Here is a 12,277-nt window from a genome sequence, read left to right as displayed (position 1 = left end):
CACACACCTGGAGAGATCCCAATGAAGCATCTCTACTCCACACGCTTTCTTGCAGTTGCAGCGACCGCAACCCTGTCCATGACCATGGGAGGGGCGCCAGCAATATCTGACGTCAGTCACCGCCTCACCGGCACTTCCTCTTCCGAGCAGACCGCCATCGCCTCTTCTCCTTCGTTGAGAAGGGATGTGAACGGTGATGGGCGGGCGGACATCGTGGGCTTCGGCAACGCCGGCGTCTATGTCGCGACGGGCAACACCAACGGCACCTTCACTTCCCGTGGCCGGGTCCTGAATGACTTTGGCTATGACGCCGGTGGTTGGCGGGTCGAGAAGAACCCACGGCAGTTGGCCGATGTGAACGGTGATGGGCGGGCGGACATCGTGGGCTTCGGCAACGCCGGCGTCTATGTCGCGACGGGCAACACCAACGGCACCTTCACTTCCCGTGGCCGGGTCCTGAATGACTTTGGCTATGACGCCGGTGGTTGGCGGGTCGAGAAGAACCCACGGCAGTTGGCCGATGTGAACGGTGATGGGCGGGCGGACATCGTGGGCTTCGGCAACGCCGGCGTCTATGTCGCGACGGGCAACACCAACGGGACCTTCACTTCCCGTGGCCGGGTCCTGAATGACTTTGGCTATGACGCCGGTGGTTGGCGGGTCGAGAAGAACCCGCGGCAGTTGGCCGATGTGAACGGTGATGGGCGGGCGGACATCGTGGGCTTCGGCAACGCCGGCGTCTATGTCGCGACGGGCAACACCAACGGGACCTTCACTTCCCGTGGCCGGGTCCTGAATGACTTTGGCTATGACGCCGGTGGTTGGCGGGTCGAGAAGAACCCGCGGCAGTTGGCCGATGTGAACGGTGATGGGCGGGCGGACATCGTGGGCTTCGGCAACGCCGGCGTCTATGTCGCCAACGGTCGCTCCAACGGGACCTTCACCCTGCGGTCCCAGATGCTGGCCAACTTCGGTTACGACGCCGGTGGTTGGCGGGTCGAGAAGAACCCGCGGCAGTTGGCCGATGTGAACGGTGATGGGCGGGCGGACATCGTGGGCTTCGGCAACGCCGGCGTCTATGTCGCCACCTATAACACCAAAACGACGTTCGTGCTGAAGCCGGGTCTACTTCCCGAGTTCGGCGCCTCCGCTGATGCCGGAGGCTGGCGAGTCGACCGCCACCCACGGTTCCTGGCCGGTGATTCGGATTAGGCGCCTGAAGCCAATAGGGCAAGGAAGTTGAGGTGCCGCCGATGGGCGGCACCTCAACCGCCCACAGAGCGACCAGCATTCGGCCAAGCCGACTATCAATTCGCATGGCAAAAGTTCATGCGCGCCAGTCCTTGAGGTCTCACAGCGGCCTGTTCGGCTTCCCAGGTCGAAGTCGCGGGACGTTTTGGCGCACAGGTTGAGCGTCACATCGAGAGATCTTTGTATGAAAGAGCAGGAGTAGCTCGTCGCAGGCCTTCTAACTTTCGTGTTGTCTACTCCTGAACCGGATAGGAGGGGTGGTCAGGCGTTCCAAGAGTTCAGGGACAATCCATTGGGTCTGGTCCCGTTGGAGCATCAGGGATGCCGCGGGCTAACCGAACCAGCTCAAGAAGATGTGTTGTGTCCTTCTTGACCTGCGAGTGGAGCAATTAGCCCTGGAAAAAGTTCCTTCACAGCCACTGCCGTTCCGGGCACCGTGCTGCATATCGGCGCCGCTCTCCGCGTTGCAGTTCGGCGCCCGGAATGGCAGGCATCCAAGTGACAAGTCCCATTCACCATGGCAGGCCCCTCCGGCACTCGGACGATGTCACGAGACTTGACAGTCATGATTACGGCCGGTCTGTTTGGGGCCTGCACGGACGACCGAAGCACCGACCATGATCCGACGCCGATGGCCGAGGAAACGAGCATGCAGGTTCCGATCAACGAAATCTCAGGCGATCCCGGTGAACGCCGACTTGAACTCGCTATGTGGGGTCCTGCAATGACGGCCCACGGTGAGGAGCGTCGGAGCGCCCTCCTGGGCGACCGCCAGATGCGAGACACCCTGACCGAGAGGACCCAAGACCTGGGTGCGCTCGAGCAGGACTGACCTGCCGCGAGTCGCCACTTTCCGGAGGACAGTCTGGATTCATTCGCTCAGCTGTGGTCCGGACGGGGATCACGTAGCGTGCAGCTGACACACTGCGTTGTTCCCGAGTTACCTTCTGCCGTTCCATGTGGGCACCGCGTTCTCGCAAAGAAGAAATGCTCAGCAGACACTGATCACACCCGAACCGGGTGTGGGAGCTCAGAGTCCGTTGACGATCTTGACGATGCGTGGGCCGGCCTCGGCCAGGAAATCCTCGGTGCTCAGCGGTGCCTCGGCAAAGGCACCCGGCGTGGTGGAGTATTGAACGCGCGTCGACCCGTGATTGACAGACAGGTTCTGCACGATCACCGAATCCGCGAAGACGGACGAGTCCATGATCTGCACCTGGGAGGTGACCGTCATGGGCAACCCGTCATGCTCAGTGTGTAACTGTTCCCACCGCGAGGAATCATCAGTGCAGGCAGCTAGCGCTTTTTCGTTTAGCTCGTCGGACTGATCCAAGTCATCCTCCGAGGCGAACGCCCGGATGGACACAACCTCCGTTAGCGGGGCCTCGATCTGGTTGATTGATGAGTCCTCGGAGACCGAGGCGGTCATCAGCTCCACGCCCGGTGCATTGTCAAACTGCAGGTAGGCGGCGGTGGCGTCCACGCAGTCCTGACCATACTTGGCCATGTACTCTCCGTCGCGGGACCGGGCCGATTCAACCCGGATCATCTCCGGGGTTCGAATCGATGCATCGTCCCCGACGGCCGAGCGCAGCAGCTTTTTGACCGGGCGCACGTCGATGAGGCCCTCGGCTGACGCGGTGGCGGCCTCCGTAGGTGAAGCAACGTTTTCTTTCACGACCGGGGGCGCCGAGGTGGCGTTCTGGGATGCTGTCGGGCCGGTGGTAGCGGTGGACAAGGCGCTCGGGGTCGTGTCGTCGGAGTCCTGGCGCAGGGTGTCGGCGCACCCAGTGGTGGCGAGGGCGGTGGTGAGGCAGAGGGCCATCAGTGCTCGGGAGGACTTCATGAGAGGTGGGGCCTTTCGGTGCGCAGCGTCCTTACCCGGCGGGGGATGCAGGGAGGAACAGCTGACTGGGAGCTATTGCAGTTTAGGGCCTTCGTCGGTGGCGACCGCCTTGTGATTCGAGCACGTCAGGGCGAGCCCAGCAGGTCGCCCGGTGGCCGTTCCCCATCCGGCGCAGGCTTCGGGGCGCCTGGCTGTTTCTCCGCGCGTTCGAGTCCTGACATGCGCTCAACGGAGGTTGACCGGCGCCGCTGGCTCCCGGGATGAAAGCGAGCAGAAGTGTTGCGACGCTGGCAGGTGCGAGAAGGAATCGGCGTGGCCCAGGCATCTGGGACGTGGAGTTTTCGAGTCTGTCGGAAGAGGAACGGGTGCTGCCCATGGTGAGCTGGCTGGGGGAAAGAAAAAGCATCTGTGGCGGGGCGACGGCACGTGTTGCGGCCGGTACCGCAGAGGCAGGACTCCAAGATTGTGCTCACCCACGACATTGCCCAGCGGGACAGCCTGCGGGTGGGCCGGGACTACGGGATCGCGGCGGTGCTCGAGACGTAGATGGGTCAGCCGTTGTTTGGGCACGTGAAGCTGATCGAGGCCGAGCGTTCCCGATCGCCGCCCTGGTCACCAAACTGCTCGACGAAGCGTAGGCCGCAGCCTTCGACCAGGACGGCCGCCCCTACCCCAACCGGGGTAGGGGCGGTGGCCGTTTACCGCTGACGGACTAGGGGTTCTACCCCGGTGACGGTACGGCGCGAATACAGCGGACAGCGGACGTTTTTCGGGGCTCTCGTCGCCATCCTTGAGGGACTGGGAGACACAGCTTCGATCGGCGAAGCGGCCCGGAAACGAAGGAACAGGACAATGGAGACAACCTCGACCCGTCCCCGGCGCGCCCTCGCAGTGGCCGCCGCCGGGGCGGTAACCCTAGCCTCTGCGCTGGCCTTCGCCGGCCCGGTGCAGGCTGATGAGTCATACAGGCAGGATGGCTGTAAGGTCACCCTGATGACCCCGGCATTCTGGAAGACCAGCTCGACCGGTGACGACCTGTACCAGTACGCCTTCCAGGCAACGTGCTTCGGGAAGCGAACGCTTTACTACGAGCACAAGGTCTACCAGCTCCGCGACGGACGCAACCACGTGCGTCAGGAGCGGACCGGTCAGTGGACGTTCTCGCAAGGGGAGAACCAGCAAGCGACGAAGAAGCGGGTCCCGTGGAACACCCTCAAGGACTACAACAAGTCCGGACGCGAGTCGGTGCATCACGCGATCCGGTTCAAGGTCGAGGGCTTCAACAACATTGATGGAGAGTGGTCGCCTTGGTTCCACACTGACCCCATCTCCGTGAACGGCTGAAGCACCGCCATCCTGTGCTCCAGCGCAAGGACCCGGACCGATCACCGGTCCGGGTCCTTGTCGTGGTTCAGGAGATGGCGTCCTCGTCGAGAGCCCACGTCGGTTGCAGCGGGATTCTCCGCTTGGTCTCCGGGGAGAGCTCATCGTAGACGTGGAACAGCTCGGTCATCAGCGTGTCCCCGTATCGCGTTCTCTATGCACGCGGATGGTTTTTGGGAATCGCTTGGTTGGAACCGGTACGTTCACGCTGACTCCCACCTGGCGCCACACTGTTCGCCGCTTTACGTTCAACCAGCGCGGTGATTGCCGCCTCGTGCGCGCAGAGTCCGCCCCAGTGAAATGCATAATGGCCTCATCGCACCGAAATTGTAGTGCCGCCATCGCCGGCCCTGTCATCACCGGGAGGGGATCATCTTGAGTCGTGCGGAAACTAATGCCAGAGAGCGGGAGACGGACCCCGAAAAGAACTCCCTTGGATTGTGGGTTGGCCTAGCAGGACTCGCCTCGCTGATCGTTGGCCTGTTCATTGGCTTCTCCAAAGACACTGACTGCGGATCACCATTTGTTCCCGACTCCTCAGGCGCCCAGTTATTTGACGCAATACGCAGGGAAGCAGGGTTCGGAATAAGCAACACGGCTGCTGACTGCGCCGAGGAGTTGGCAGGCCCAACCGCTGCCGCCTGGGCCTTCACCTTGGGCGGCGCGGTGCTGATCGTATTAGGCATCGTTCTGGCCAACGTCCTCAACCGCACTAAAGAATCCGCGCCATCCGTTGGCCAATCCTCCGACCGGTCCCCATCAGAGCGACTTGCCGCGTTGAACCAGGCGCGGGAAGCAGGACTTATCACCGAGGACGAATACCAGACCAAACGTTCCAAGGTCATCGAAGAACTGTGACCGCATCCGCGCGGATCGCCCGCGCCTACGACGTGGCTGTGAATCTCATTGCGATGGTCGAGCCCATACCTGAGGACCAGAGCGGGCGTGACCCCCGACAAGTCGAGGAAAAGGCGGTCGAGGCGGAGAACTACGAGCCGGGCCGGGAAGCTCTCATGGCAAAGGTGTCCGAAATGTGGCGCATGACGAGCATCCGCCGCGCTGACTACTAGCTACTGAATCAGCCGCCTGCGACGGTTCGTTCATAGTGGGTGGCGGCCCCCGCTTGGCCTTTGCAGGCCCCCTGGAAGTGCGGAGAGTCCGCGCCGAAAAACTCGAGCGCGTCCGGGTAGAGCATGCTCAACTCCGCGTCGGTCCCCTTGCGGACCGTGCGGGCCAGCACGTCCAGGATGATCCGGCCGCAGAACACCTGCTCACGTTTGGTGGGCCGGTACGCCGGGGCCGAGGTGTTGTCCTTGGGCGGTGCGGGGGTTTCCGTGACCGGGGGTGTCGGCCGACTGGCGCGCCGGGGCTCCACGGCGGGCGCCCCGGCCGCTAGTCCGTTGCTGTAGAATCCCGTTCCTGAACCTCCGGCGCGCTTCACTCATGCCATGGGCGTGAGCATAGGGATCACCGCGGACACGGTTAGGAATCAGGGACTGAGTCCGAGGACAGGTACGGCTCGAAGGCTCTGCCTGAAGCTGGCGTTTGGGCGTGTCTCTTGGTGCGTTCTGAACTCCGCTGACTTGGGCACTGTGTGGGTGTCTACAGGGTGATGAGGAGCAGCACTAGGAGCCAGCCGAGCAATGTGGTGAGAGTCAGTGCAGACAGCAGGAGGCGCCCTCGGGGAGTCTGCGCACAGTCCGGAACGCGGCCCTCCACGGACGCCGGCAGGGCGGCGTCCAGGCTGTTCCGGACCCACGCCTCGCGGGCTCTACGAGCCCGTCGAGCAGAAATGCGGAGAGACCTGCGGAACCGGGAGAGCATTACAGGCCCCCAGGGAACAACTGGTCATGGTCAGTGGTGGGGTGGTCCTTGTATTGGAAGGTCCACGCTGCGGCCCGGGCCAGGACCCGGATCCGTGACCAGTACTGACGGGCGGTATTGAATGGCGTCCCGGTGGCCGTAGCCAACGCATGTACGTCCACTGCGGTGACTCCCCCGGCCTCCAGTGCTGCACCGAGGTACGCGGGCGCGTGGCGGCCGATGGTGCTGGGTACGCTCGCCACCGTCGCCACGATCGATGGGGCATCGTCGGGAGCCTCCAACGCGGCGCGAACGACCTGGGCCAACGCGATAACGTCCCGAGCGGACGCCCGGAGAACATGGGCCGAGACACCGAGAGCAGCGCTGGCCGCCGTGGTGTCCCCGTCGTAGATCAAGTGCAACCGCAGGAAGTGCTCCACTCGTTCTCCGTCCATGCCAAGCGCGTGCTGGACGAGGTGCAGCACCTCGAGCACCTGCCGGAGCTCGTCGGTAGCGTCTACACGTCTGGTGTCATCGTCCACGTGGCCGACCGCGGCTGAGTCTCCCCGGACCGCCGTGATGGCCTCCAGGCTGTCTGTCTTGCCGCCGTTGCATTGGGAACCGTGGCTGGCAGCCTGCCGGTAGTAGTCATGGACCCGGCGGCGGGCTACCACGCGGCACAGCGTGGGCCCGTCCCCCCGGCTCGGATCGAACCTCACGCGTTGCAGGGATAACCACGTTTCTTGCAACAGGTCGTCGATGTCGTGGGCTGGGCCGCCGTATTGGCGGACCATGGCCGTGACAACTGGTCGGAGGTGGTCGAGATCGACTGAAGTCGTTGTCATGGGGTGCTCTCCTTCCGGATGGCCCGGACAGTGGTTTGCTCGATCGTGGGCCGGGCGCGTCGGGCGCTGCTGAAGTGATGGTTGGCGGCCCGTTCGAAGTCGCGGCGCGCCCGGCTGGGGGTCCAGCAACCCAAGCCGGGCGGGCCGTGCTCGACGAGAGCCAGCAGCAGGGGTTGTGTGGCGCGAGGTTGAAGGGTTCTCATGTCGCAGCCTCCTTGTGCCGCCAACCGTCGAGCGTGGCCGCGGTGATGACCTGGTGGCGCACCGAGCTGTCCGGGCCGAGCTCGGCCAACGCACGTTCCATCAGGGACAGGTGCTGCATCGGCCGGGCCTGGAGGTACGCGCTGGCGGCCGCATAAACCTCCGACTCGATCCCCTCTGCCGTCCGTGCCCCGGAAATTTCCACAGGCGCTGGTGCGGATGGCTGGGACTCAACCTGGTTTTCCTCGCTGTAGTCCTGTAGTGGTTCCTCAGTCTTCCTAGGGGGCACCGTTTCGGTGGGGCTTAACCCACCATTTGGGTGGGGCTGGTGGGGCACCGTTTCGGTGGGGCTGAGGGGCACCTTTGAGGTGGTGCTCGGTTGTGGTCGCGGGTCCTGCCTGTGGAGAACCGACCATGCGGTCACGGGCCGGCCGGCGCCGTTCCGGGTGATCGTCGGGGCCGCCGTTGTCATCGGGTCCAAGGTCAAGGCATACTCGGCCCTGTGGCCCTGACGCGCAGTTCCATTGGGCACGATGGCCCCAGCCCGCTTCAGACTGGCCATTGCCCGGCGGAACTGTTCGGCGGCGTTGTCCGAATTATTCTCGGGGTCCAGGCCGAGGTGCCGGGCGCCGGCTTGCCAGCCGCCGAAGTAGACGGGCGGCGCGCCGGAGTCCAGAGAGACCAACGCCAGAAAGGTCAGCAGACGGTGGTCGCGGTGTCCCAAATGCTTCCAGTAATGAGAAACCAGCAATGCATTAGAGGCGCCCATCAGCAACACCCCCAGGTCTGCGGTTCGAGCAACCGGTCGCCTTCATTCCGTCGCCCCTAAGATGCCGATGGCCACGACCACGGCGTCGAGGTCATCGAATAGGTCGCAGGAAGTGGCGAGACTCTGCTCACCGACAGTCACCACGTTTACGTCCCGTTCTGGCATCCAAGACGAAGCCACGTCCCCGGCTCGGGGGCCGTAAGCGATTCGGCTACTCGAGTCCACAGTGAGGCCAGTTGGCGGGTCGATATACGGAAAGTTGCTCGCGTTAGAATGGATCATGGATCCTGACTCCTGAACGGTGGCTGGTTCCGAAGGGCGTTCGCAGGTCTCCCCAGACATGTGCGAACGCCCTTTCTCGTGTGGACGCTCTAGGCTGCGCCCATCGCGGCGTGCTTTGGGGTGCCCAGTCGCTAGGCACTAGCCCGCTCCCCCGTCTGTTCCCTGGCTTGGGAGTCCAGCCACGCATTCACATCGCTTTCTCGGTAGCGGACAGAGCGGCCCAGCTTGATGAACTTCGGCCCCCGGCCCATGTACCGCCAGTACGCCAGCGTCCCGGCGGTAGTGCCCAGGTACTCAGCGAGTTGAGGACCGGTATAAAGCCTGGTATCTGCCATCATGGCTCCTATGTTGGAATATCCACCGCTTTTGTCGGCTTATGCAGGACCGTAGCCCGTCATTGAACGCTATGCAAGACTCAACATAGAATCCGCATATGCCGACACCCGAGAGCAGCGCCTCTGATCCCCGCCGTCCGAAAAGGCGAGTGACACTCGGGCCCACTGGCGAATGTGTCAGGCACAACGTCCAACAACATCGGAAGTCCCAAGGGCTCACTCATGCGGACCTGGCGGAGCGGCTGAAGGCAAACGGCTACACAATGCCTCGGTCAGGACTGAGCGAAATTGAAAACGGTGGCCGCCGAGTCACGGTTGACGACCTCATGGCCTTAGCGGTTGCCCTGGGCGTCACACCAAACGCCTTGTTGCTGCCACTCGAAGACACGGGACGATCCGTGCGGGCCACCGCAGTCGGGGAAGTTTCTCTCGCCGACCTGTGGCACTGGGCCGATGGGAACCGACCCTTGAATGACCTCCAGCACCAAACACAAGCCAAGCTGTCTCCCGCAGCGTCCCGCGACTTCTCGCGACCAGTTCGCCCGCGTCTCAATGCAAATGCCGACGACACGGACAGCGAGAAGAGCGTCCTTGAGGAAGCGCTGCGTGATCTACAGAAGGCGGCGAAGGCAATCGAACGGTTTACCGGCACGGTGGACTTCCACCCTGCCCGTGACGACGTATCGGTGATTTACGGCGACGAGGGCACTGACAGTGGCGACGATTGAGGCCTATGAGACCAAAGCCGGGCGGCGTTATAGAGTGCGCTACCGGACGCCGGAGCGCCGGAGCACGGACAAACGCGGGTTTAGAACGAAGCGGGATGCGGAGGCCTTTGCGGCCACGGTTGAGGTGTCCAAACTGCGTGGCGAGTTCATTGACGTGGCCGCCTCGAGGACCACGGTAGGCGAGTTAGGACCGGCATGGCTCGGCCGGCAGTCGCACTTAAAGCCTTCGGCGCTGCGCCCTGTGGAAAGCGCCTGGCGAGTCCACGTCGAACCCCGCTGGAGCCAAGTCGCCGTTGCCGATGTACGGAAGACGGCGGTCCAGCAGTGGGTCGCAGATCTGGGCGGTGATCGCGGGGCCACGACGGTGATCCGGGCGTACGGCGTACTGGCCGCCATCCTGGATGACGCAGTGGACGATCGCCGGCTGCTGTCGAACCCCGCGCGCGGGGTGAAACTGCCTCGCAAGGGGAAGAAGCCGCACGTGTACCTGTCCCACCGTCAAGTGCACGACATCGCGGAGGCCTCCAAGCACCCCGTGCTGGTTCTGATGCTGGCCTACTGCGGTCTGCGGTGGGGCGAGGCTGTCGGCCTCCAGGTGAAGCACCTAGACATGCTGCGTCGCCGGATCCTGGTGGAGCGGAACGCCGTCGAGGTCGGCGGGGTGTTCGAGGTCGGCACACCGAAGGGCCACAAGCATCGGTCAGTACCGTTCCCTCGATTCCTGGCGGAGCTTTTGGCGAAGCTGTGCGAGAGCAAGGGCCCGGACGATCTGGTGTTCCCGGGGCACAACGGCCAGTTCCTGAGACAGCCTCGAGTCCGCGGCGGGGCGGACGCGGAGACACGGGCCCGCGACTCGTGGTTCGCAGCCGCACTCCAGGATGCCGGGGCGCCACGGGTCACCCCGCACGACCTGCGGCACACGGCAGCATCGTTCGCGGTCTCAGCCGGGGCAAACGTCAAGGCAGTACAGCGCATGCTCGGCCACAGCTCTGCAGCCATGACCTTGGACATCTACGCCGACCTCTTCGATGACGACCTGAATGCCGTCGCTGACCGGCTGGATGAGGTGGTCTCGGAGCAGATTGTGGGCAAAACGTGGGCAAACGGCTGATCTGCGAGCCGACGAAGGCCGCAATATCCCTGTAACTACGCGGAAGTTGCGGCCTTTTGACGTGGTGCCCCCGGTGGGACTCGAACCCACAACACAGCGATTTTAAGTCGCTCGCCTCTGCCAATTGGGCCACGGGGGCGGACGGCCGCGGCCCGGAACCCCTCAAGGGTACCGGGCCGCGGCGCGTGATCGGTGCGCCTGACCCCGCGGACCACGTCCCCAGGCGGTGCACCGCGGGAGCGCGGGGCTCCCGGACGGTCAGGCGTTCTCGTACTGCTCGGCGTGGCCGATGGCCTTGCGGCCCGAGAACCGGCCCGGCTTGAGTTCACCGCCGGCGGCCTCGAGGAAGGCGTTGTGCGGGGTCTCGAGCTCCTCGATCGCGGTGGTGTCCCGGCCGAAGATCGCGTTCAGGGCCCAGTTGGTGATCACGCGGGCCTTGCGCTCGTAGGTGGGCATGGCCATGCCGTGGTAGCCACGGTGGGCCATCCAGGCCGGGATGCCCGAGATCTTCAGGCCCATCGGGTTGCCGACGCCCTTGCCGACGCCCAGGCCCGCGACGGCACCCAGGGACTTGTGGACGTACTCCTCCACGGCGCCCTCGCCGAAGCGGACGGCCAGCAGGTTGGCGGCGAGGCGACGGGCCTGGCGCACCGCGTGCTGGGCGTTGGGGACGCAGTGGCCGCCCGGGCCGTCACCGGTCAGGTCCGGCACGGCGGCCACGTCGCCACAGCTCCAGGCGCCCTCGAGGACGCCGTCCTCGCCGTCCTTGACCTGCAGGGTCGGGGTGACCTCGATCCGACCCCGCGGCTCCACCGGGAAGTCGGTCTGCTTGGCCACGGCGTTGGCGGCCACGCCCGCGGTCCAGACCAGGGTGTCTGCCTCGAACGAGCCGGCGTCGGACTTGTCCTGCATGTTGATCAGCTTCAGCACGCCGCCCTCGGCGCCGGACAGCGAGGTGTTCAGCAGCACCTCGATGCCGCGGGACTTCAGGTGCTCGACGACGCCGACGGCCTGGTCCTCGCCGACCTCCGGCATGATCTTGCCCATGGCCTCGACCAGGACGATGCGGGCGTCGGACTGGGCCAGGCGCGGGTTCTTGCGGATGGCGGCCCGGATCAGGTCCTCCATCTCGGAGATGGTCTCGACGCCGTTGAAGCCGCCGCCGACCACCACGAAGGTCAGGGCGCGCGAGCGCGCCGCGGCGTCGGTCATGGTGGAGGCGACCTCGATCCGGTCCAGGATCTGGTTGCGCAGGGCCAGCGCCTCCTGGACGGTCTTCATGCCGATCCCGGCCTCGGCCAGGCCCGGGATCGGGAAGGTGCGGGTGGTGGCACCGGCGGTCACGACCACGTCCTGGTACGGGACCTCGAACTCGGTGCCGTCCGGGGTCTGGACGGTGGCGGTCTTGCGGGCGTGCTCGACCTTGACGACCTTGCCCTGGACGACCTCGGTCTGCTTCAGGTGGGTGCGGTGGTCCACGATGATGTGGCGCGCCTCGATGTGGCCGCCGACGACCTCCGGCAGGAACGGCTGGTAGGTCATGTACGGGAGCGGGTCGACGAGGGTGACGACGCCGCCACGCTCCTTGACCTTCTTCTCCAGGTTCTTGGCGACGTAGAGGCCGGCGTAACCGCCGCCGACGATCAGGACACGGGGCTTCGGAGACAGCTGCGGGGTAATAGCCATGGGCTACACCCTAAACCCGCGGTCGTCACTTCGTGAA

At 64.6% G+C, this 12,277-nt stretch carries 12 protein-coding genes, 1 tRNA gene and 1 pseudogene; 7 read left to right on the top strand and 7 right to left on the bottom strand.

The window, feature by feature from the left end:
• Positions 1-21: 21 nt before the first annotated feature.
• A complete protein-coding gene (locus tag GGQ69_RS01215; RefSeq protein ID WP_183523578.1) occupies positions 22-1,212 on the top strand; it encodes a VCBS repeat-containing protein in 1,191 nt (396 codons plus the stop codon).
• A 1,069-nt stretch (positions 1,213-2,281) separates the two neighbouring features.
• Here the strand turns inward: GGQ69_RS01215 and GGQ69_RS01210 are convergent.
• A complete protein-coding gene (locus tag GGQ69_RS01210) occupies positions 2,282-3,097 on the bottom strand; it encodes a hypothetical protein (RefSeq protein ID WP_183523576.1) in 816 nt (271 codons plus the stop codon).
• 420 nt (positions 3,098-3,517) lie between these two features.
• Here GGQ69_RS01210 and GGQ69_RS16320 point away from each other — a divergent pair.
• From GGQ69_RS16320 to GGQ69_RS01195, 4 genes and pseudogenes are all read left to right on the top strand, one after another.
• Positions 3,518-3,735 (top strand): annotated as a pseudogene (locus GGQ69_RS16320) (PhoH family protein); the annotation flags it as partial.
• A gap of 214 nt (positions 3,736-3,949) precedes the next feature.
• A complete protein-coding gene (locus GGQ69_RS01205) occupies positions 3,950-4,441 on the top strand; it encodes a hypothetical protein (protein WP_183523574.1) in 492 nt (163 codons plus the stop codon).
• A 414-nt stretch (positions 4,442-4,855) separates the two neighbouring features.
• Entirely contained in the window at positions 4,856-5,338 is a 483-nt protein-coding gene (locus GGQ69_RS01200; protein ID WP_183523572.1) for an SHOCT domain-containing protein, read from the top strand.
• Positions 5,335-5,550: a hypothetical protein gene (locus tag GGQ69_RS01195; protein ID WP_183523570.1), complete on the top strand. Its 216-nt coding sequence runs from the start codon at positions 5,335-5,337 to the stop codon at positions 5,548-5,550. Before GGQ69_RS01200 ends, GGQ69_RS01195 begins: the two co-directional genes overlap by 4 nt.
• 8 nt (positions 5,551-5,558) lie before the next feature.
• Here GGQ69_RS01195 and GGQ69_RS01190 read toward each other — a convergent pair whose 3' ends face one another.
• The 4 genes from GGQ69_RS01190 to GGQ69_RS01175 all read right to left on the bottom strand — a co-directional run bounded on the left by GGQ69_RS01190 (position 5,559) and on the right by GGQ69_RS01175 (position 8,715).
• The gene (locus GGQ69_RS01190; protein ID WP_183523568.1) at positions 5,559-5,921 is read right to left on the bottom strand and encodes a hypothetical protein; all 363 of its coding nucleotides are present in this window, start codon (positions 5,919-5,921) and stop codon (positions 5,559-5,561) included.
• A gap of 382 nt (positions 5,922-6,303) precedes the next feature.
• Positions 6,304-7,128 (bottom strand): sigma-70 family RNA polymerase sigma factor, encoded by an 825-nt coding sequence (locus tag GGQ69_RS01185; RefSeq protein WP_183523566.1) that lies wholly within the window; start codon positions 7,126-7,128, stop codon positions 6,304-6,306.
• A 199-nt stretch (positions 7,129-7,327) separates the two neighbouring features.
• Entirely contained in the window at positions 7,328-8,098 is a 771-nt protein-coding gene (locus GGQ69_RS01180; protein ID WP_183523564.1) for a hypothetical protein, read from the bottom strand.
• Between the two features lie 413 nt (positions 8,099-8,511).
• Positions 8,512-8,715: an AlpA family transcriptional regulator gene (locus GGQ69_RS01175; protein WP_183528139.1), complete on the bottom strand. Its 204-nt coding sequence runs from the start codon at positions 8,713-8,715 to the stop codon at positions 8,512-8,514.
• 98 nt (positions 8,716-8,813) lie between these two features.
• Between GGQ69_RS01175 and GGQ69_RS01170 the strand changes: the two genes are divergently transcribed.
• Both GGQ69_RS01170 and GGQ69_RS01165 read left to right on the top strand, forming a co-directional pair.
• On the top strand, positions 8,814-9,443 hold the full coding sequence (locus tag GGQ69_RS01170) for a helix-turn-helix domain-containing protein (RefSeq protein WP_183523562.1): 630 nt from the start codon (positions 8,814-8,816) through the stop codon (positions 9,441-9,443).
• Entirely contained in the window at positions 9,430-10,554 is a 1,125-nt protein-coding gene (locus GGQ69_RS01165; protein WP_183523560.1) for a site-specific integrase, read from the top strand. Before GGQ69_RS01170 ends, GGQ69_RS01165 begins: the two co-directional genes overlap by 14 nt.
• A gap of 62 nt (positions 10,555-10,616) precedes the next feature.
• Here the strand turns inward: GGQ69_RS01165 and GGQ69_RS01160 are convergent.
• Positions 10,617-10,693 (bottom strand) — tRNA-Leu (locus GGQ69_RS01160).
• 119 nt (positions 10,694-10,812) lie between these two features.
• Complete coding sequence (locus tag GGQ69_RS01155; protein ID WP_183523558.1) at positions 10,813-12,240, bottom strand: NAD(P)/FAD-dependent oxidoreductase; 1,428 nt, start codon at positions 12,238-12,240, stop codon at positions 10,813-10,815.
• Between the last annotated feature and the right edge of the window lie 37 nt (positions 12,241-12,277).

The organism is Micrococcus sp. TA1 (assembly GCF_014199555.1).
Classification (GTDB): Bacteria; Actinomycetota; Actinomycetes; order Actinomycetales; family Micrococcaceae; genus Citricoccus.
This window is presented reverse-complemented; position numbering and strand designations above follow the sequence as displayed.

What these genes read in the sequence shown, in the direction of transcription:
- GGQ69_RS01215 (WP_183523578.1), top strand. Translation starts at nt 22, where the DNA reads ATGAAGCATCTCTACTCCACACGCTTTCTTGCAGTTGCAGCGACCGCA.
- GGQ69_RS01210 (WP_183523576.1), bottom strand. Translation starts at nt 3,097, where the DNA reads ATGAAGTCCTCCCGAGCACTGATGGCCCTCTGCCTCACCACCGCCCTC.
- GGQ69_RS01205 (WP_183523574.1), top strand. Translation starts at nt 3,950, where the DNA reads ATGGAGACAACCTCGACCCGTCCCCGGCGCGCCCTCGCAGTGGCCGCC.
- GGQ69_RS01185 (WP_183523566.1), bottom strand. Translation starts at nt 7,128, where the DNA reads ATGACAACGACTTCAGTCGATCTCGACCACCTCCGACCAGTTGTCACG.
- GGQ69_RS01180 (WP_183523564.1), bottom strand. Translation starts at nt 8,098, where the DNA reads ATGGGCGCCTCTAATGCATTGCTGGTTTCTCATTACTGGAAGCATTTG.
- GGQ69_RS01175 (WP_183528139.1), bottom strand. Translation starts at nt 8,715, where the DNA reads ATGGCAGATACCAGGCTTTATACCGGTCCTCAACTCGCTGAGTACCTG.
- GGQ69_RS01170 (WP_183523562.1), top strand. Translation starts at nt 8,814, where the DNA reads ATGCCGACACCCGAGAGCAGCGCCTCTGATCCCCGCCGTCCGAAAAGG.
- GGQ69_RS01155 (WP_183523558.1), bottom strand. Translation starts at nt 12,240, where the DNA reads ATGGCTATTACCCCGCAGCTGTCTCCGAAGCCCCGTGTCCTGATCGTC.